This is a genomic window from Lacticaseibacillus sp. 22 (assembly GCF_055413445.1).
Genome location: NZ_JBVAYD010000015.1, coordinates 12343 through 32489, shown reverse-complemented (window position 1 = coordinate 32489; position 20147 = coordinate 12343). Strand labels below are relative to the sequence as shown.

17 protein-coding genes are annotated in these 20147 nt (G+C 47.0%); 1 reads left to right on the top strand and 16 read right to left on the bottom strand.

The features are described 5' to 3' along the window. Positions 1 to 56 precede the first annotated feature (56 nt). From ACWP87_RS08350 to ACWP87_RS08310, 9 genes are all read right to left on the bottom strand, one after another. A complete protein-coding gene (locus ACWP87_RS08350) occupies positions 57 to 929 on the bottom strand; it encodes a class II fructose-bisphosphate aldolase (protein ID WP_005685339.1) in 873 nt (290 codons plus the stop codon). A gap of 29 nt (positions 930 to 958) precedes the next feature. Then, the gene (gene iolE / locus ACWP87_RS08345; RefSeq protein ID WP_005685337.1) at positions 959 to 1855 is read right to left on the bottom strand and encodes a myo-inosose-2 dehydratase; all 897 of its coding nucleotides are present in this window, start codon (positions 1853 to 1855) and stop codon (positions 959 to 961) included. A 1-nt stretch (position 1856) separates the two neighbouring features. Then, positions 1857 to 2909, bottom strand: coding sequence for an inositol 2-dehydrogenase (gene iolG / locus ACWP87_RS08340; RefSeq protein ID WP_005690025.1), 1053 nt, complete (start codon positions 2907 to 2909; stop codon positions 1857 to 1859). Positions 2910 to 2949: 40 nt separating this feature from the next. After that, positions 2950 to 3990: a Gfo/Idh/MocA family protein gene (locus tag ACWP87_RS08335; RefSeq protein ID WP_005685335.1), complete on the bottom strand. Its 1041-nt coding sequence runs from the start codon at positions 3988 to 3990 to the stop codon at positions 2950 to 2952. A gap of 30 nt (positions 3991 to 4020) precedes the next feature. Then, complete coding sequence (gene iolD / locus ACWP87_RS08330; RefSeq protein WP_005685334.1) at positions 4021 to 5982, bottom strand: 3D-(3,5/4)-trihydroxycyclohexane-1,2-dione acylhydrolase (decyclizing); 1962 nt, start codon at positions 5980 to 5982, stop codon at positions 4021 to 4023. 1 nt (position 5983) lies between these two features. Further along, positions 5984 to 6958: a 5-dehydro-2-deoxygluconokinase gene (gene iolC / locus ACWP87_RS08325; RefSeq protein WP_005685332.1), complete on the bottom strand. Its 975-nt coding sequence runs from the start codon at positions 6956 to 6958 to the stop codon at positions 5984 to 5986. Between the two features lie 48 nt (positions 6959 to 7006). Beyond that, positions 7007 to 7822 (bottom strand): 5-deoxy-glucuronate isomerase, encoded by an 816-nt coding sequence (iolB, locus tag ACWP87_RS08320; protein WP_005685331.1) that lies wholly within the window; start codon positions 7820 to 7822, stop codon positions 7007 to 7009. Between the two features lie 33 nt (positions 7823 to 7855). Further along, on the bottom strand, positions 7856 to 9331 hold the full coding sequence (locus tag ACWP87_RS08315) for a CoA-acylating methylmalonate-semialdehyde dehydrogenase (RefSeq protein ID WP_005690034.1): 1476 nt from the start codon (positions 9329 to 9331) through the stop codon (positions 7856 to 7858). 321 nt (positions 9332 to 9652) lie between these two features. Next, positions 9653 to 11140 carry a sugar porter family MFS transporter gene (locus ACWP87_RS08310; protein ID WP_015764821.1) on the bottom strand — a complete coding sequence of 496 codons (1488 nt, stop codon included), beginning with the start codon at positions 11138 to 11140 and terminating at the stop codon, positions 9653 to 9655. Between the two features lie 422 nt (positions 11141 to 11562). On the opposite strand from ACWP87_RS08310, the gene ACWP87_RS08305 reads away from it, so the two are divergent. Then, the gene (locus ACWP87_RS08305) at positions 11563 to 12357 is read left to right on the top strand and encodes a DeoR/GlpR family DNA-binding transcription regulator (protein WP_005685326.1); all 795 of its coding nucleotides are present in this window, start codon (positions 11563 to 11565) and stop codon (positions 12355 to 12357) included. A 156-nt stretch (positions 12358 to 12513) separates the two neighbouring features. On the opposite strand, the gene ACWP87_RS08300 is transcribed toward ACWP87_RS08305, so the two are convergent. The 7 genes from ACWP87_RS08300 to croR form a co-directional block, all read right to left on the bottom strand. Next, positions 12514 to 13374, bottom strand: a complete 861-nt coding sequence (locus tag ACWP87_RS08300) for an aldo/keto reductase (protein WP_014568993.1) — start codon at positions 13372 to 13374, stop codon at positions 12514 to 12516. 145 nt (positions 13375 to 13519) lie between these two features. Continuing rightward, positions 13520 to 14272: an aspartate/glutamate racemase family protein gene (locus ACWP87_RS08295; protein ID WP_005685324.1), complete on the bottom strand. Its 753-nt coding sequence runs from the start codon at positions 14270 to 14272 to the stop codon at positions 13520 to 13522. 5 nt (positions 14273 to 14277) lie between these two features. Beyond that, positions 14278 to 15831 (bottom strand): UDP-N-acetylmuramoyl-L-alanyl-D-glutamate--2,6-diaminopimelate ligase, encoded by a 1554-nt coding sequence (locus tag ACWP87_RS08290; protein ID WP_005685323.1) that lies wholly within the window; start codon positions 15829 to 15831, stop codon positions 14278 to 14280. A 197-nt stretch (positions 15832 to 16028) separates the two neighbouring features. Then, positions 16029 to 16526: a transcription elongation factor GreA gene (gene greA / locus ACWP87_RS08285; protein WP_005685322.1), complete on the bottom strand. Its 498-nt coding sequence runs from the start codon at positions 16524 to 16526 to the stop codon at positions 16029 to 16031. A 365-nt stretch (positions 16527 to 16891) separates the two neighbouring features. After that, a complete protein-coding gene (locus tag ACWP87_RS08280; RefSeq protein ID WP_005685321.1) occupies positions 16892 to 18202 on the bottom strand; it encodes a D-alanyl-D-alanine carboxypeptidase family protein in 1311 nt (436 codons plus the stop codon). Beyond that, positions 18199 to 19389, bottom strand: a complete 1191-nt coding sequence (locus ACWP87_RS08275) for a sensor histidine kinase (RefSeq protein WP_005685320.1) — start codon at positions 19387 to 19389, stop codon at positions 18199 to 18201. The genes ACWP87_RS08280 and ACWP87_RS08275 overlap by 4 nt, the downstream gene beginning before the upstream one ends. 3 nt (positions 19390 to 19392) lie before the next feature. Beyond that, complete coding sequence (gene croR, locus ACWP87_RS08270; RefSeq protein WP_005685318.1) at positions 19393 to 20079, bottom strand: response regulator transcription factor CroR; 687 nt, start codon at positions 20077 to 20079, stop codon at positions 19393 to 19395. Between the last annotated feature and the right edge of the window lie 68 nt (positions 20080 to 20147).

The window sequence follows — 20147 nt, the reverse complement described above, 5'->3', positions numbered from 1 at the left end:
ATTCTTATTAGACTATGACCGACATGAGCCAATTCAATCGCCATGTGACCGGACAATTATTCAAAGGTCACTGAGCGTTTACTCTTTCCAAGAATATGAAATGCCTTCATTTTGGTTTCAACTAATTGCGCAATCGCCTTTTTGCCTGCCAAAAGAATCGGTTGCGGATCATGACCGGAACGTTTGGCTTGCACCGCTTTTGTGATAGCTGCAGTCCACACCGTGTTCACTTCTGTATTGATATTGATCTTAGCCGTTCCGGTTTGGATCGCCTGTTGAATCTGATCATCAGGAATGCCAGATGCACCATGCAAAACGAGTGGTAACTTGGTAGCGGCGGCAATAGCAGCCATCCGTTCAAAGTTCAGATTCGGACGGCCCACATAATCGCCATGAACCGATCCCAATGCTGCAGCTAGGGCATCGATCCCGGTTGCGGCCATTTTAACGGCATCGGTGACACTAGCATAACGGATGCCATTGATTAAGCCATTTTCATTGCCACCGACACTGCCGACTTCTGCTTCAACCGAAACATGATGCTGGTGCGCATAACGAACTACTTCGTCGGTTAAAGCCACGTTTTCTTCAATGGGCAGCTTAGAGCCATCAAACATAACAGAGGTATATCCCGCATCAATAGCCTGATAAACATGTTCAACTGACAAGCCGTGGTCCAGATGCAATACGACCGGTGCGGTGATGTGCAATGCCTGCACCATAAAGCGTACATAGCCGGCAATGAAATCGAATCCGCCAAGAAAATCAATAATTCGATCAGAGGTAGCAACAATAATCGGCGTTCCGGTTTTCTGCGCAACTTTAAGATACGTTTCCAACCAATCGGCACCATTAATATTAAAGTGACCGATTGCTGCGTGATCTGCCAGTGCAGCTTGAATCAGTTTTGTTGCCGGTATCAACGCCATAAAACCATATCCCTTCTCAAACAGAACCCTTAAACTGCTTGGGGAATCGTCATGATCGTATCTAGATAATGCTTAGCCTTTAGCGCATATTCAAATGGATTTGCTTTTGCTGGATCTTGTTCAGCTTCAACCACAATCCAGCCGTCATAGTGTTGCTTTTGAATGGCTTCCCAAATCGGCTTGAAGTCAATCATGCCATCGCCAGGCACGGTAAACATGCCATTTTTAACGCCTTGAAGGAAGCTTAAGTGGTCAGTACGTTCTTGCTGGGCTTGTTCAGGACGAACATCCTTGAAGTGAATATGCTTAATCCGATCATAGTAGCGATCAAAAATTGTTAATGGGTCCTCACCGGATAACACCAAATGTCCGGTATCAAACAAAAGAGACACTTTATCCGGATCTGTCATGGCCATTAATTTATCAATTTCTGCCGTTGTTTGAACCCCGGTACCCATATGATGATGGTAAACAATCTGCATCCCGACTTCATGGGCGCGATCCCCCAACCGTTCCAAACCAGTGGCCAAGCGTTGCCACTCTTCATCGGTAAAATGCGGTTTATCATCAAAGACCGACTTATCCAACATGCCTTGAACACTATGGCCTTGTTCTGCTACCACGATTACCTTGGCCCCCATGGCGTGTAGAAAATCACGATGCTTGATAAACGCTGCTTCGGTTTCTTCATAGGGCTTGGTCGTTAAAAAGGCGCTAAACCAGGCACTAGCAATTTTCAGATGTCGCAGATCCAAGTAATGCTTTAAAACCACTGGATCTTTAGGATATTTATTCCCGACTTCCGTTCCTTGATACCCTGCCAGCGCCATCTCATCAATGGCCTGTTCGAACGTCACTTCTTTGCCCAAGTCGGGCATGTCATCATTCGTCCAGCCAATCGGGGCAATTCCTAATGCAATCGTCACTTTAAGCACCTACCTTTTTATCAACATCGGTAACCTTGACAATATCGTTCTTTTCGTACGCGCGTTGCAGTGCCAGCGCGGCTTTGGTCCCTTGAAGGCCATCTTCCGCCGTAATGCCGACTGTCTCACCAGTCAAAATACTGTCGACAAAAGCCTGTTCTTCACTTAAGAATGCCTGGGCAAAACGCTCTGGGAAGTTTTGTGAGGTTGGCCGAATGATGCCTTCTTCATTCATGACCGTCACCAGATTCTTCTCAGGCACTTGCGCAACCCGCAGCATGCCCTTGGTTCCGATAATCTCCGTTTCGACATGATAGCCATGAGCAGCGTTGCGTCCGGCTACTAAGATCGCCATCGTCTTATCCTCAAGTTGCATCAGTGCAGCACCTGTCTCAAGCTCGCCTGCCTGATCCAAAACCGGATAGGCGCGATTTAAGCCGATAGCCCAGACTTTATCAATTTCCTTACCGGTCAACCAGCGAATAACGTCAATATCATGAATCGACATATCCAGGAACAAGCCACCGCTATTGGCTGAAGTTGCGAACTTGACAAAACTTTCCATCCCGGCTGCAGGGTCAATACTGTAACTGCGAATAAGCGTGATATCACCAATTTTGCCTGCATCAACTAATTGCTTGGCATAAACATATGAATCATCAAAGCGCCGCATAAATCCAAGTTGGAATTTTAACTCCGGGTGATCGGCAATCACTGCCTGAGTGTGTTTAATGGCATCCAGATCTAACCCAATCGGCTTTTCACTGAAAACATGCTTGCCTGCTTGCATGGCACTTTCTATTTGCGGCAAATGAAACCCAGACGGTGACACGATAAAGACAGCGTCAATATCGGCATGTTGAACCATGTCATCAAAGTCTTCATAGGTTTCTTCAACTCCGAGTTCTTGACGTGCCCAGGCTAACTCCTCCGGTACCACACTCGTTGCCGCTTGCAACTTAGCATGTGGAATCTTCGTGGCTAGATTGGTTGCATGGATTTTACCAAGTCGTCCTAACCCCACAATGCCAATTTTAACTTCCCTTTGAACCATCGCGTTTTCCCCCTCTTTTTTACATTGCTTGACTAGATGGCTAAGCCTTTACCGGTTGATTCGTTTGATAAAATGTTGGCGTCTCGGCAACATTGATCAAAACCGGTTCTTGATCCTTTTGCGAACGAATCGCGGCCTCGGCCGTCACCGCTGCAACATACCCATCCCAAGCACTCGGGCCGACCGGTGACTGATCCTTAGCCACGTGATCGATAAATTCCTGAACTTCGGTGTTGTACGCTTGCAAGAAGCGGTTTACCCAACTTGTTTCCATAGCGGTTTGCTGAGTTGCTTGGGTGCGAACGATTGGCTCGAATCCGTAATCCGGTAGCTTTAATTCTCCGGTTTCGCCGACAACTTCGAGTTTGACTTCATAACCGTACTGCGCCGTCACATGAACCAACACTTGAATGACCGTTCCTTTTTTGGTGGTCAATGTGGCTAATTGCGGATCCCGCAACCCTTCATTGGTCACCTGACTTGACTGGCGCGGATAGGTGATTTGAATCGATGCATAATCATCATCAAGTAACCAATGCATTTCATCGATTTCATGAATCAATGTATCCGTAATGGCCATTTCATTGGAATAATTGGCCGCAACATTAGGATTAATATGACTGGCGCGCACAACCAACGGCGTTCCGATGATGCCCGAATCCAGCTTAGTCTTCAAGGCATGGATACCCTCATCATACCGGCGCATAAAGCCTACTTGAATGACTTTTCGCGGTTTGCCTATTTCCTTATCCACGATCCGTTTAGCTCCCTCAAGGGTCGTTGCCAACGGTTTTTCGGTGAAAATGAATTTATCGGTGTCTAAGGCTTTGAGAATAGTCGCCTCATGTGCACCGCCAAAACTAACAACAAAAACGGCATCAATGTCCGGATCCTTTAACAAACTCGTGTCATCCGGATAAACCTTTGCGTTAAGCTTAAAGTCCCGAACAGCGGCTTGGGCAGCTTCTTGATCAATATCCGTGACGGCAATGACTTCAGCTCCGGTTAAAACATTGGTTAGCCGATCAATGTGTGCACGTCCCATTGCGCCCGTACCGATAACCCCAACTTTGACAACCATGTCAATCGCTCCTTTGTATTGTTGTTTTCCTCAGTATTTAAATGCCTGATCAATACCTGTCTGAATGTCTTGATACGCTTTTTGGACGTTTGGATTGTCGGATACCTCGGAAACCCCCACTCGCCACCAACTTTGGCCGTATCCTTGTGTCATCGTTTTAGGCAGCACTTTAATATCAATTAATGTCGAAACTGTTTGCTTCTTGGCATCCTCCAAGGCAGCGACTAAACTGTCACGATCATTGACGTGATAAGTTTTAGCCCCATATCCTTCCGCAATTTTGGCAAAATCGATTGTTAAAATATCATGGTCGGCAGTTCTAAATTCGGTTCGATAGCTGTTGCTGCCTTGAGCCATTTGTAAGTTATTGATGGAAGCAAATCCGGAATTATCAAAGACTAAAATGTTGATCTTCTTATGATATTGCAGCGCGGTGACAAGTTCTGAATGCAACATGATGAAGCTGCCGTCACCAACCAAGGCATAACTTTCTTTATCCGGTTGTGCCAACTTAATCCCCAATGCTGCCGGAACCTCGTAACCCATCATGGAATACCCATATTCCATGTGATAGGTATTGGGTACAACTGGATCCCAGATTCGTTGAACATCCCCTGGCAACGATCCCGCTGCAGCAACAATAATGCTATCCGGCGCAATCGTGTCATTCACAGCAATAACCGCTTCCGTCTGAGTGAAATGGGTTTGTAACTTCTCGGCATACTCAGCTAATGTTGCCGCACTGAATTGACCCTTAACCTCAGGCGTATAATCTGGCGCATCATAGTTTGTATGGGCCAAACGCTGCCGTTCCTGTTGCCAAGCAGCTTTGAGGTCTGCGAGGTTGGTAAAGTCACTTTGATATCCGGACAATTCACTAGTCAGTTGGGTCAGTGTATCCCGGACATCTGCCACAATCGGAAAGCCGTCAAACTTATACGACTGCATGCGATTCAAATTAATGTTAAGCACGCGGGTTTTCTCCGGATGAATAGCCGTCTTGGAAGCTGTTGTAAAGTCTGTATAGCGAGTTCCAGCACCAATAATGAGATCCGCTTTTGCGACCACTTCATTAGCCGCTGCTGTTCCTAGAATCCCGGTACCGCCCATATTATTGGCAAACGTTGCCGAAATAGTGGACTTGCCAGTTGGTGTTTCAACAATCGGAATATTTAGCTTATCCGAGAAAGCTTCAATTGCCGAACCGGCTTCACTGAACTTGGCGCCACCACCCACAATTAAGACAGGATAGCGACTGGCCTTAATGAGTTGAACCGCTTCCGTTACTTCCGCCGCGCTCGGTTGAATCCGCTTGATCACATGCACGCGCTTATTAAAGAAACTACGCGGATAATCATAAGCTTCACCCTCGGTATCTTGTGGCAACGCAATCGTGACCGGACCCGCTGTTTCAGGATTTGTCAGTACTTCAAAGGCTTTTAAAAGTGCGCTCATCAGCTGCTCAGGCCGTTCGATGCGATCCCAGTACCGCGACACCGGCTTCAACGCATCGTTCGTGGTAGTAGTTGCGCTGCTATCCACTTCAATTTGCTGCAAAACCGGATCCGGTTGACGTGTGGCAAATGTATCCGCGGGCAAAAAGAGAATCGGAATGTTGTTCACGTATGCATTTCCCGCCGCCGTGACAAAGTTAGCCGAACCCGGACCTGCCGAAGCAGTCACCGCAAAAATCTTATGGCGATACAACTGACGGCTATAGGCAATCGCAGTGCTGGCCATTCCTTGTTCGTTATGCCCTTGATAAACCTTTAAGTGCCCCGGGTCTTCCTGCAAGGCTTCCCCCAAACCCAGTACATTGCCATGGCCAAAAATTGCAAAGATCCCTTCGACAAACGGGGTGACCTCACCATCAACATCAAGATATTGTTGGTTTAAAAAGCGCACGAGGGCCTGCGCGGTTGTCAATCGAACTGTATCTGCCGCGGCTGACTCTGCTTCTCGTCCTTGCGACTTCAACTCCATTGCGCTCATCCTAATGCACCTCCTGCCTCTCTGCTTCGTGAATAAATGCCGTGAGTTTCGCCAAATCCGGCATCGCTTCTGAAGAACTTAATTGACTAATCACAATAGACGCTGCAGCACTGCCATACTTCAAGGCAGTTTCTATTCCCAAGTCGTGGCTGTAAGCATATAGGAACCCGGCAGCAAATGAATCGCCAGCGCCGAAACTCTTAAGAACCTTCGTCTTGAAAACTCCAAAATGATAATGATCGCCGGCTTTTGTATACGCATTTGACCCTTGAACCCCGCTTTTGATGACAATTAGCTTAGGATCATATTTGAAAAGTGTCGCAATTGTCTGCTCGTTCGTGTTACCGTGATGATTTTCCAGAACATCAAATTCGTCACGCGTGCCAATAATCACATCTGCACGCTGGGCAACTAATTGATAATAAAGACTCGTTTCCTCGGCATTTTTCCAGGTATACGGGCGATAATCCAGTTCAAACACCACTTCAACCCCAAGTGACTTTGCAACTGTGAGTGCCTTTAAAATCGCCTCTCGCGACGGGCTTTGGGCTAATCCGGTCCCGGAAATCACCAACATCTTGGCTTGCGCTAAATATTCTTCTGAAACATCAGCCGTTGTCAGATATAAATCGGCGGCTTCATTTCGATACATCAAAATATCGCTTTCTTCAGGACTAATGATTTCAGTAAACGTTAAGCCAATTTTGTGGCCCGCATCATCCTTGACCATTTGCGTTGTGTCAATGCCAACGTCTGCCATGTATTGCGTCACATAATGACCCAGCTGATCATCAGACACCTTCCCGATGAATCCTACTTTTTGGCCTAATTTGGCTGACCCGATTGCAATATTTGCCGGCGATCCGCCAACGAATTTTGCAAAGCTCTTAGTTTCTTCTAAAGGTCGATTATATTCAACCGCATTTAAATCAACTGCTGCTCGACCAATAGCAATCAAATCGAATTTTTGTGACATTTGAAATGTTCCCCCTCGTCAACTTAGCTGCAAAGCTATCCTTTTTCATTACTTTCGATCAATAATCCAGGCATGTTCTGGCGCATTGTGAAAATGCCAAACTCGTATCGGTCCCGCCATAATGTTGAGGTAATAACTGTCATACCCATCCGGCACACCAACAGGATGATAGCCTTTAGGAACAATCACAACGTCTTGGTTTTGCACTGCCATCGTCTCGTTAAGCGATAAGTCATCGGTATACACCCGCTGAAAAACAAATCCTTGCTTCGGCTGCATTTCGTGATAATAGATTTCTTCCAACAGCGATTCTGTCGGTAAATTATCGTGATCATGTCGATGTGGCGGGTAACTGGACCAGTTTCCGGAGTCCGTGTAAACCTCGACCAGCAATAACTTATCCGCAAATGGGAGATCATCCGGCAAGATGTTTTGAACCAGACGCTTATTTTGATACCTGCCGCGATGTTCGATTTGATGAATATCGCCCTTAATCAACCGAACCGGAAATGAAGTCGTGGTCGGCGAGTATGCAATCAGAACCTTCGCGGTAGTTTGTGCGGCAAGCTTAAAGGATAAGCCCGTTCCAACATAAACACTGTCTGTCGGAATTTTGTCAAAGACTGATTGCCGTTGACCGATACCTTCAAAACGCTGATCACCGGCAGTGACGGTCACTTTACCCGCCAGAATAACAATACCGGCCTCGAAGTTACCTAAAGTCTCGGCAAATGAACGTTGCGCATCAAGCTCCAAGACTTTCACTGCGGTGTATTTCATGGGAGAATTCGTTGCATTGACGTCTTGAATCAAATGAACGCCCGGCTGTATTTCCTGATTTTGCTTTGGATACAACAAGCTCATCGTTAATGCCTCCTCGTCAAACATCTGGAATTTCTAATTAAAACGATGCTGGTCATATCTTGCCGTCACAACCTTCTTATGCGTGTAGAAGTCCACACTATCCTTGCCGTTAGCGTGTAAGGTGCCAAAGAATGAATGTTTCCAGCCAGAAAATGGGAAGACAGCAATCGGTGCCGGAACGCCCAAGTTAATACCCAGCATGCCCGCATCAATATTTTCTCTGAAGTAGCGAATAGATGCGGCCGAATCCGTAAACAGGCAAGCGCCATTGGCTAGTTCGGACTGATTGGCAATGGCAACCGCTTCCGGTAAATCTTTTGCACGCATCACGGACAGTACCGGGGCAAACATCTCATCGTGCCAAATGGTCATGTCGGTTTTGACATCTTCAAAAATAGTTGGCCCAACGAAATAACCATCACGCTTCTCGGCTTCTGCTGACCCGTCTAAGACCAGCTTGGCGCCTTCCTTAACCCCGGTCTTGATATAGTTCAACGTCCGTTCCTGATTCTCCTGACGAATCACTGGTCCAAGGAAAACATCTTTATCCAGACCATTACCGATTTTGATGTCTTTAGCTGCCTGCGTAAATTTCGCCATAAACTTGTCAGCAATACTTTCTTCCAGCACCAAAACCGACGTCGCCATGCAGCGTTCGCCGGCGGATCCAAATGACGAACTGATAATGCCTTTAACTGCAGCATCGAGATCAGCATCGGCTAAAACGATCGTGTGATTCTTAGCGCCAGTTAATGCCTGGACGCGCTTCAAATGATCACTGCCGCGCTTATAGACATATTCGCCAACTCGTTCGGATCCCACGAAACTAATTGCCTTGACATCGGGATGATCCAACAGACCGTTGACGACATCAACCGCCCCGTTGACGATGTTCAAAACGCCATCGGGCAGACCAGCTTCTTGGAATAACTCAACCAGACGCTGGCTGGTAAGCGGTGTCTTTTCTGACGGTTTCAACACAAACGTATTACCTGTTGCAACCGCCATCGGGAACATCCAACACGGAACCATCATTGGAAAATTAAACGGGGTAATCCCGCCAACAACACCGATGGGATAACGATAATTCGTGGCCTCAACATCAGTCGCAACCGCCGAGAGCGAATCCCCCATCATCAGAGTCGGCACGCCTGCCGCGAACTCAACATTTTCAATCCCGCGGCCAACTTCGGCAATCGCTTCACTGAGACTCTTACCATTTTCCTGCGTGACAATACGTCCCAACTCTTCTTGATGCTCCACCAGCAGTTGTTGATATTTGAAAAGAATCTTGGCACGTTTAGGAATCGACACCCGTTTCCACGTTTCAAACGCTGCTTTGGCCGCTGCAACTGCATCTGCCACATCCTCGCTAGTCGAATGCGGCACCCGTGCCAAAACCTCACCCGTCGCCGGATTATAAACATCTTCAAAAGTATCGGTCTTAGCATCAACCCATTGACCATTAATAAAATTCTTCAAGGTCTTAACTGCTTGTTGCGTTGTCATGAAAACAAACCCCTTTCGTATAGTGAGCGTGAGCCAGCGCGCTTAGAAGTCGGAGTGTAAGTGGCCTCAAACGTGATGGCCGCCCTTTGGCCATTGCGGCTGAGGTCCTTACACGCAGACTTCTGCGCTGGCGAACGCGTTATGAGCGTGAGCCGGTGCGGTTAGGAACCGGAGTGTAAGTGGCCTCAGACATGATGACCGCCCTTTGGTCATTGCGTCCAAAGTCCTCACGCTGGCTCCATCACCCGTTTACACACGCTCCTGTCCAATTCAAGAATGGTATGAAGCGCTTACATTTTCAAATAAATTGACTTAGGAAACTTAATTCTTATTAATCTTGCTCTTTTCAGGGAACTTATCGTCAAACTTGTTGTCCAATTCGATTTCCTCCAATGTTCTGCCTGCTGTTTCCGATGCAAACTTCCAAGCAAAAATCAGTGAAATAATATTGGCTCCGACAAATACAAGGAACGTGTTCGACATGCCTATACTTGCCAACATAACTGGGAAGAAATATCCAACAAAGAAATTACCGATCCACAAGAAGAAGGCGGCAAAACCCATACCTAAGCCACGAATACGTGCTGGATAAATTTCGGAAAGCAGTAACCAGGTGAGCGGACCCAATGCTCCTTGGAAGAAAGCCAGATAGATGACGGTCAATAATATCGTGAAGTACGGTAGCATTGGACTGCCAGCGAGAAAATGACTCGTCAACGTGATGCCGATCAACGAGAATAAGGTCCCCATAATCCCAGTCAGCAACATTGGCCGGCGTTTGTACTTACCCATGAGATGCATCGTCACAATCGTTGCGACCACTGAAGTTACACCGTTTAAAATATTGGCAATCAAAGCGGCATTTTGGCCAAATCCAGTTGTCTGTAAGATCGTGGTGCCATAATACATCATGACGTTGATACCGACGATCTGCTGCATAATCCCCAAGCCAATGCCGATTAAAACAAGTCGTCTAATCCATCTAATCTTTAAATCCTTAATCGAGGCACTTTGCACTTCTTGTTCCGATTTTAAGGAAATTCGAATTTTTTCCATTTCGTCTTGCGCTTGGTCTTCTGTCCGAATTTGCCGCAACACCGTTAACGCCTGATCCAATTTGCCATTAGCGGCTAACCAGCGCGGCGATTCCGGAACAAAATTCATCCCAATCCACAAAATAACTGCGGGCACCGTTGCCAAAACAAGCATCCACCGCCAAATGCCAGGAATATGACCTAACGTTGTCCCCAAAATCGCGTTAAACACAAACGCCAACAACTGCCCAGAAACAATCATGAACTCGTTTTGTGTGACGATTCGTCCGCGAAGATTCGAGGGTGCGACTTCAGCTAGAAATGTTGGCACAATAACCGAAGCACCGCCCACCGCTAAGCCCAAGACGAAGCGCACGGACGCCAAGATTGGTGCGGTCGGTGATAATGCTGAGGCGATGGTCGAAACGACGAACAAGATAGCAAGTCCGGTAATGACCTTGTGCCGCCCACGCCGATCCGAAATGCGCCCGGTCAAAACAGCACCAAAGGCCGCCCCCAATGTTAACGAGCTGGCCACTAAGCCCTCCATGGAAGGCGACATATTCAGTTCGCCTGCTCTGGTCATAAACGGTAACGCGCCGTTGATAACCCCAGTGTCATATCCAAAAAGCATCCCGCCAAATGTTGCGATAATCGAGATAACCCGCAAACGACGACGAGCCGATTTTGGCAATTTTTCGGATTTAACCCCCAAATCCGGCTGGGGAGCCAGTGCAGCATCGCCTTTGTTACTAACAACCCCTGCTTTACGCATGCTATTAACCTCCAAACTTTCAAGAGTCTTTCCACGTATCGGTTAAGCGCTTACTTTTCGATTACATTGTCATCATATAAGCAGATATGGTCAAAGTCAACTAAAAAGTGTTCATAATTTAATCATTAGATGTTCACTTGTGAGCGACTTCGCCAAAATAAATGAAGTGGCATGTAGTAAAATGATATGATAAAAGTAACTAGTCAGGTACTTGCTAGCCTCACGAGTGATGTCTATTTTTTCACGAGCTCCCCAAATGACTCGCTTTGGATGACGTTCCAACTTATCAACGAGTCTACGGAAATCAGGTTACTGCTATATGCTTCGGCATCGAGCTTAAAACATGGTCATAATATGTCCAAAATATATTCATAACGTGCTATAATCAGATTAGCGAAGACGGCTTAAAGAAGGTGACATTCATGCTTAGAAAAGAACGAATTGATGCGATGCAGGCTTATATCAGCGAAGTTAAAACCGCGTCAATGAAAGAGCTCGAAGATAAGTTCTCGATTGCGCCAAGCACTTTGCGGCGTGACTTAGCAACCTTAATTTCAAACGGTACGGTAAAAAAAGTCTATGGTGGGGTCACAACCACTCCCGATAGCACAAAGGACAATCCGCTCACCGTTTACAGCGAGCGTCAATTAGCCGCACCCAGCGAAAAACGACAAATTGGCCGGGCTGCCGCACAGTTGATTGAACCTGAAGACTTAATTTTTATTGACTCTGGCACAACGACTGCGGAGATGGGCGAATTTCTGCCGACCGATTTTCCTTTTACGTTGGTAACCAACAATCTTCAAATCATCAACCAAGCCGCGCCGCTTGCCAATATTAAGCTTGTCATCATCGGCATGAACTTTGATCGCCGCACCCAATCGTTTACCGGCATTGATAACATGAACATTTTCAGCCGGTTCAATATCGGTAAAGCCTTTATGGCAGCAACCGGAATTTCGCTCACTCGCGGATTATCCAACTCGGAGTACAACGAATATTTAATTAAGTCGGAGATCTTCAAGAAGGCGCATCGCAAAATTCTGTTGATTGATCAATCGAAATTCGGCCGGGTATCGTTGCTCACATATGGTACCGTGCAAGATATCGATGCGATTGTCACTTATGGCGATATCGCCGCCAAGTACCACGAATTTTTAACCGAGAACAACATCCAGCTAATCAATGCCAAAACCGGCGCTAAGACCCTACCTTAATACAGTTCGCCATCGCCAGCCGCACGCACTTATTTGGCAAAAAAATTCCCGCAATGAGCGTTTGCGGGAATTTTTTAATGCTGGATTATTTAATTGTCATCGACCTGACAGCTGTCGTGTACTTAATCGCAAAAAATCATGATTGACGACTTAACGCTAGAAATTCGTGGTGTCCGGGTCTGTCGCTAAACCAGCTTCACCATGTAAAGCATCAATTAACGTCATATCATGATGACTCAACTCAAAGTCAAAGAGCTGGGTATTTTCCTTGATGCGGTCATCGTGTACCGATTTTGGCAGCGGCAGGAAGCCATGCTGCAGCGACCAGCGAAGAACGACTTGAGCAACACTCTTGTTATACCGTGCGGCAATCTTCTTAAGTGCGTCAACTTGGAAAATCTTGCCTGTACCCAGTGGACTGTATGCTTCACTCAAAATATCATGCGCATCATTATAAGCAACCACTTCCGGCTGCAAATCACTAGGATTTAAGAAGATCTGGTTCACCATCGGCTTGACATTAGCGGTTTTCAGCAATGCATCCAAATGCTTGGCGCGGAAGTTTGAAACCCCAATCGCCCGCAACTTGCCGTCTTTATAAGCTTCTTCCATCGCTTTCCAAGAGCCGGCATTGGCCTCTTCCCAATTGTCACGGAACTTAACTGGATTTGGCCAGTGAATCAAATATAAATCAACGTAATCTACACCTAATTTTTGAAGCGAACGGTCAATCGCTGCCTTAGTTGCGTCATAACCGTGATCAGCATTCCAAAGCTTCGTGGTCAAGAAAATTTGATCACGTGCAACGCCCGACGTCTTAATTCCGGCACCCACGCTTTCTTCGTTACCATAGGCAGCTGCGGTATCAATGTGACGGTAACCGGCAGCCAACGCAGCTTCCACACTATGCTTGGCAACTTCCCCATCCGGTGTCTGCCAAGTTCCAAAACCAACGATTGGAATCTTGCCCCCGTTGCTCAAGGTATATGTGTCAGTTAATTTGGTTAAATGTGCCAAAATATGCCATCTCCTTTATTGGGTACTATTTAAAGCTTACCACAAGTAAGTATTATTTTGCATGACCCGCTCGATGCCTATAGTCATAAAAGCGCCGGAAGTTACTGATATGAACCAGCTACTTCCGACGCCTTTTTCCGGCACACTAACGCACCATCATTTGATTCAGCAATGCCTTACCCGTTGCCTCACTTTTCCGAAAAGCCTTACCGAGTGCAATGGTCTTGTCCACGATAATACTTTGGGCATCAATCACATGATATGGATGATCACCGGCTTTTTCCTGAGCAAACGAAAGCTCGGTGCAGCCAAGAACAATGACGTTAACCTGAAAATCATCGTGCATCCGTTTCAAGATGCGATGATATAACTCGGCATTGACTTCGCCCTTTTCTTTGACGTACTTATAAATGAGCTCTGTCACCATGTCCTGCAACGCCTGATCTCCTAAAATAACCTTGCGCCCTGTATTTTCGATTTCATGACTGTAAATGCCATCTTTGATCGTACCTTGGGTGGCAATAAGACCGATCCGCTCCTCATTCGGGAATCGCTCGCACATATCGCGAATGGCCAGCCGCGGCATGTGTAACAGTGGCACAGACGATGCAGCAGCTAATTGATCATAAAAGTAGTGCGCCGTGTTGCAGACGATTACGATGAATTCAGGCTGCAACAGGCTTTGTGCCCGAACGTCTTCTAGTAGATCCGGGAAGAAGCTCGGTTTACTGTGATCCAGAATATAATCGGTTCGATCCGGCACTGTGGCATCATTGACCAAAATATAATTGAGATATTCCTGATCGCTATGAGCATGCGTGCGTTGATTCAGCAGACGCACATAACTCTCGGTTGCCGGTGTCCCCATGCCACCAATAACGGTGAAAAATTGACGCATTCAAATCAGCCTTCCTGTAACGATTGGGCGACTTCCTTGACAACGGCCATATCAGTCGGCCAAGGTGTGTTGACGCCCCGAATTTTTTGATACGGATCTGCGCCTTTACCGGCAACAACCACAACATCTTTGGGACCACTAGCCTTAATCGCTTCCGTGATCGCTTCTTTACGATCAAGCACCTTGTGAACCTTAACTTTGGTGTGATCAATCTTAAGGTCAATTTCATTGATAATATTGGCTGGATCCTCATAGCCGGGATCATCTGTTGTTAAAAAGGCTTCTGTTGCCAACTCAGTTAATACTTTGGCAAAGCCCGGGCGCCGCGAAACCCCTTTATCACCAGGGGAGCCGACAACGACCAGCAAGCGCGGATCTTTGTAGGAACGTTTCAGGAACGATAACAAAGCCTTCATACTAGCATAATTGTGGGCATAATCCACATAAACCGTACCGTGACCCGGAACCTGAAAATGTTCCATCCGTCCCGGAATTTTGACTTTGGCGATGCCAGGCACCGCAGCAGATGCATCCACACCTGCCAGGCCGGCGCCGATAATCGCTGCTGTCGCATTACTTTCATTGAAGTCGCCGATTAAAGCAAGCGAATAATGGCCGCCAATATTAAGCGCCGCTGCTTTTTCCGTTACCGGCACCAACGTAAAGCGGCTTTCGGCGACATCAGCTTCTTGACTATCAAATCGGAAATCAATATCAATGTCATCGCGCTTAGGCTTGAATCCAGCACTGGCGAACAAATAAATACTCTCCGGATAAGTCGTGGTGGTCGCTGCCGCATAGACCTGATCAAAATGCTCGGTTTCCGCGTTAATCACTACTTTGCGCGCATTGACCAACAACTGCAGCTTATTATGCAGATAATTGGCAAAAGTCGGATGTTCGTTTGGTCCGATGTGATCAGGGGTAATGTTTAAGAAGAAGCCTACATCATAAGTCAGCCCAAAGACGCGATTACGTAAATAAGCCTGACTGGAAACTTCCATCACCAAATGCGTCATACCATTTTCAACTGCTTCGCGCATATCCCGGAATAAATCTAAACTTTCCGGTGTGGTTAAGTTCGATTTGAACCGTTGATCCGGCTCGGGACCAACCACCGTATCAATGGTGGAGAACAAGGCGATGTGCCGTGGCCGAGCCTCATTCAAAATCGCCTCGGTGAAATAAGCGGCGGTTGTTTTGCCCTTAGTACCGGTATAAGCAATCACAAACAAATCATCTTGCGGATAATCGAAAAAGGCCGCACTGAGAATCGCCATTGCTTTCGTGATGTTCCGGACGATTAAGGCATTTAAACCATTACCTTCCACGTAAGGCTTTTCGGCAACATAGGTTCTGGCGCCGTTATCTTTGGCCATGGACAGATAAATCGGCCGAAATTTGTCTCCTTTACAGAAAAACAAAGTCGGCCCGGAAACTTTTCGTGAATCATAGGCAATGCCGGTCATATCGACATCTTCAGTGGTCTGAATTGCCGCACTTTTTAATAAGTGATGTTCCTTTAATAATAAAATACAAGCTCTAAGTGATAGTGCCATTGGGCTGCTACTCCTTTTTATATGCCGTGAATTCAAGCTTCATTATAGCATAAGCACTGTGGCAGCTTTCATCTTGATCTATTTGAAACCATGATGAAAAACACGCCTCAGGTGCTTGCTCTTCTGACATTCGGTTACGGCTACCATGATCCTCGCATCAGCATTGGAAATTTCCGCCCATAAATCGAGGAGTTTGCTCAGTCGTGCTGCTCGACTGACTTACCGGGCGCATGCGGACTAATGGCCATAACCGTTACCTGATAAGTGCCACTCGGTGCCGTGACGGTGACCGTATCGCCAACATGATGGCGACGAACGGCTGCTCCCAGTGGTGAGTTGATGGCAAGTTTAGCTGCCCCCATCCCCGCTTCTGCTGGCCCGACCAACTCATAAGTGTCTTCATCCTGATCATCGTCAAATTCAAGTGTCACCCAATTACCGATATCAGCAAGGTTGGCCGCGGCCGGCGTCGTCACTTTGGCATACCGAATCAACTTGTCCAAATATCGCAAGCGACCCTCTAACTGCCGTAATTCGCGTTTAGCGGCGCTGTATTCTGCATTCTCTGAACGATCGCCCAAAGCCGCTGCTTCAGCCAGGTTCTTAATCTTAGCTGGCCGAATCGCCTTGAGATCCGCAACTTCTTGTTTAAGATTAGCCAAACCAGCCGGGGTAATTTCATGATACGTTACCATGTTACAAGCCTCCCATGAAATTCAGTGCTTCGTGATCCTGTTCCATCATAACGCGATTGCCAGCCCAGAAACCTGCGTGTAAGGACCTTAGCCGCAATGGCCAAAGCCCGGCCATCACGGTTGAGGCCACTTACACTCCGACTTCTAAGCGCGCCGGCTCGCGCTCAGCTTACCATAACGCGCTCCCCAGCCCAGAAACCTGCGTGTAAGGACCTTAGCCGCAATGGCCAAAGCCCGGCCATCACGGCTAAGGCCACTTACACTCCGGTTTCTAAACGGGCTGGCTCGCGCTCACAAAAAAGGCGAACGCGTTGACCTCCAACCGGGAGTCCAAAACATTCACCTCATGATGTCAGCAGTACCGACTAAAAAATGTGACTGAAGAAATCACCAATACCACGGAAAATCAGGACAAAGAAATTAGCTTTCTGATTGGACTTGGTCGTTTTAAGGGTAATGCCTTCTTGTGCGTTATCACCCACAAAGCCAAGTTGATCGTCTTTTGCGGTTACCTTCAAATTACCGATCGTGGTACCTTTCTTGACGGGGGCTTCAATTGTGTTCTTTTTGACACCCTTAGCCGGTGTGTAAGTATACTTAAGTGTCTTTTTACTTGCATCAGTGGGAACAACGGCAACGGCTTTTGCGCTTGGTGCAATCGGTGTTGTCCGTGATGCGCCACGGTTGACATTGACCTTACTGTAGCCCTTAATACTTTGGCCGGCATTCGCAAGCGTTATGGTCTTCCAGTTTTCCAGAACATGGGTCATCAGCTTTTTGGTTTCATCAAACCGCCGTGTCTTGGCATCGCCATTTGCGTGTAACACCACGGTGATGATCCGCATGCCATTCTTTTCAACCGTCCCGGTAAAGCAGTCGCCAGCCGCATCGGAAGTCCCGGTTTTTAGCCCGTCAACTGGCAGGTTCTTATCGTAGGAAACCAAACCTTTGAGCATCCAATCCCAGTTTTCCATATTGATCGCATCATCGGTCCCTTTACGGAAGGTCTGCCTGGCAATACTGGTTGTTTTTAAAACTTCCGGATGATCCTTAATTAAGTGTTGCGCGACTTGTGCCATATCTTTGGCTGACATTTCGTTTTCCGCATTGTCGCCAGTACCTGGTACTTTGGCATCTTTCAGCTGACTATTATTCAGTCCTGTCACATTGACAATTTTAGCGTCTGTAATGCCCCAGCTCTTGAGCTTGGCATCCATTTGATTAACAAACTTCTCCTGGCTGCCGGCTACTGCCTTTGCAAGCAACATCATGGCTGCATTGGCTGAGTAGATGAGCGAGGCATCATATAACTCGCGCACTGAGTATGAGCCATCACGTCGCAGCGGCACATTGCTGAGATCACGGTCTTGACTAATTGTCCATATCGACTGATCCAACGTCACCTTGTCGTCCCACTTGATCTTGCCTGATTTAATGGCATCGAGAACTAACTCAATACTGATCATCTTGGTCATGGATGCAATCGGCAAAACCGTGCTTGCATTCTTAGCATACAAAACCTTGCCAGTTGTGGGCTCAATTGCAACCGCGGCTTTGGCATTAACCAGATTTGTATCACTGCTTTCGGCAGCTGCAACGGACACCGCTGGAGCAGCACCGCCTATCATTAATACCGCGACCATTGCGGCAACCAACCCACGTAACAACTTCTTCATTTCGTCTTTCCTGCTTCCTCATTAGATTTAGTTTGTTTATCCGTCAGCGAAGCGCCAACTTTTAATGGTAAATGAATCACAAAACTGGTTAATTCAGGACTTGAATCTGCGTAAATATACCCGCCATGCAACGCAATGATGCTTTGCGCAATGGCCAACCCTAGTCCTGTGCCCCCGGTTTCTTGGGAGCGGCTTTCTTCTACCCGGTAAAAGCGATCAAACAACTGGCTTAAGGCATCGTTGGGAATCTGAGCCCCATCATTTGAAACCTTCACGACGACTTCGCTGCCAATCCGCTGGGCGTCAAGGAAAATGTGCCGTCCGCCTTGCCCATATTTCAACGCATTGACGATCAGATTATTGAAAACGCGACCCAGCTTTTCAGTGTCAGCTTCCATCATTAATGGGTTCGGTTCGCCGCTGACCAGGATCCGCATGTGTTTCTTATGGGCTTCCAACTCAAAGCTCGCGGCAAGCTGTTCCAACATCGCAATCATATTGAACCGGACCGGATTCAGCTTGGTCGTGGTTGATTTAACCTTGGTATACTCAAACAAATCTTCAACCAAAACCTTCATCTGCTTTGCTTTCAAATACGCTGTGTGCGTGTACTTGAGTAGCTCTGCTTCACTTCGGTATTGATGATCCTCAATCAAGCCTAAGTAGCCAATGATCGAGGTCAACGGTGTGCGGATATCATGACTGACATTGGTAATCAGCTCATCTTTACTCTGTTCGATTCGTCGTTCCTCTTCCATAGAGTTCACGGTAGAATCAACCAGCGCATTAATGCTGCTAACCACTTTTTGCAGCTCGGTATTCACCTCAAATTTAATTCGGTGATCCAAGTGGCCATCCGCAATATAATGCAACTCTGCAATCACGTGGCGCATCTGCATCTGCCGATATCGCCGTGCCAATCGCCAGTACACCACAATGACGTCTGCAATGCCCATCAAGGTAAGGAAAAGATTCGACCAGCTCCACAGATGAAAACCGCCGCGGCCAAAAGTCAAATTCGTCTTCACACCCCAGATTGCATTCTCCAACCCGGGATTATGCGCAATCATCTGATTAATCAGCACTAACAACGCAAAGTTCAGCATCAGTAACAAAATAACTGTCACAATGCCTTCAATCCACAACTCGGACTTTTCCTTACCAGTGAGTTTGACCTTTTCGCTCATGAACTAGGCCTCGACCTTGTAGCCAACGCCCCAGACAGTTTCGATGACTTTCTCACCATCTGTTGCCTCTTCAATCTTGTCACGCAGGTGTGAAACATGCACCATCACGGTCTTGGCGGATACAATTGACTCCTGTTGCCAAACCCGCTCAAAAATCTCGTCAGCGGAAAAGACGCGATTCGGGTGACTGGCAAGCAAGTAGAGAATTCCAAACTCCAAAGCCGTTAACTGAATCTGTTTGCCGGTCAAAGTTGTGACCTCGTGGCTATCCTTTTTGATCGTCAAAGGACCGACTTCCAGCACATCCGGCTCCGAATTGGTCACCTCATTTTGACTCCGACGCAAAAGACTCTTGACTCGCGCCATCACCTCAAGTGGATTAAATGGCTTCGTGACGTAATCGTCAGCACCGGTGATCAATCCTTGAATCTTATCCATATCTGCTGTTTTGGCTGACACAATGATAATCGGAATTTGCGAATCCTTGCGTACTTCCTTAACCACATCCATGCCTGACATATTCGGCATCATAATATCCAAAATCATTAACGCAATATCGGGATTGGTCACAAGCTTGGTAATCGCTTCTTTGCCCGAGTATGCTTGAATAGGTTCATAGCCTTCGTTTTTAACATAAATGCTCAATAGTTCGACGATTTCTTTATCATCGTCTACAATTAATATCTTCATAATTTTGACTCCATTTATACGGCAATCGTTAGGGACTGTAACATCACTGTCCATTGTACCAAAATTGA

Bases quoted from the DNA above. Each gene is read 5' to 3' on its own strand.
- ACWP87_RS08295 (WP_005685324.1), bottom strand. From the start codon at position 14,272: ATGCGTCAATTTTTCACCGTTATTGGTGGCATGGGGACACCGGCAACC.
- iolB (WP_005685331.1), bottom strand. From the start codon at position 7,822: ATGAGCTTGTTGTATCCAAAGCAAAATCAGGAAATACAGCCGGGCGTT.
- ACWP87_RS08335 (WP_005685335.1), bottom strand. From the start codon at position 3,990: ATGGTTGTCAAAGTTGGGGTTATCGGTACGGGCGCAATGGGACGTGCA.
- ACWP87_RS08280 (WP_005685321.1), bottom strand. From the start codon at position 18,202: ATGAAGAAGTTGTTACGTGGGTTGGTTGCCGCAATGGTCGCGGTATTA.
- ACWP87_RS08310 (WP_015764821.1), bottom strand. From the start codon at position 11,140: ATGCGTAAAGCAGGGGTTGTTAGTAACAAAGGCGATGCTGCACTGGCT.
- iolG (WP_005690025.1), bottom strand. From the start codon at position 2,909: ATGGTTCAAAGGGAAGTTAAAATTGGCATTGTGGGGTTAGGACGACTT.
- iolC (WP_005685332.1), bottom strand. From the start codon at position 6,958: ATGTCACAAAAATTCGATTTGATTGCTATTGGTCGAGCAGCAGTTGAT.
- ACWP87_RS08305 (WP_005685326.1), top strand. From the start codon at position 11,563: ATGCTTAGAAAAGAACGAATTGATGCGATGCAGGCTTATATCAGCGAA.
- ACWP87_RS08350 (WP_005685339.1), bottom strand. From the start codon at position 929: ATGGCGTTGATACCGGCAACAAAACTGATTCAAGCTGCACTGGCAGAT.
- greA (WP_005685322.1), bottom strand. From the start codon at position 16,526: ATGGTAACGTATCATGAAATTACCCCGGCTGGTTTGGCTAATCTTAAA.
- croR (WP_005685318.1), bottom strand. From the start codon at position 20,079: ATGAAGATATTAATTGTAGACGATGATAAAGAAATCGTCGAACTATTG.
- ACWP87_RS08315 (WP_005690034.1), bottom strand. From the start codon at position 9,331: ATGACAACGCAACAAGCAGTTAAGACCTTGAAGAATTTTATTAATGGT.
- iolD (WP_005685334.1), bottom strand. From the start codon at position 5,982: ATGAGCGCAATGGAGTTGAAGTCGCAAGGACGAGAAGCAGAGTCAGCC.
- ACWP87_RS08275 (WP_005685320.1), bottom strand. From the start codon at position 19,389: ATGAGCGAAAAGGTCAAACTCACTGGTAAGGAAAAGTCCGAGTTGTGG.
- ACWP87_RS08290 (WP_005685323.1), bottom strand. From the start codon at position 15,831: ATGGCACTATCACTTAGAGCTTGTATTTTATTATTAAAGGAACATCAC.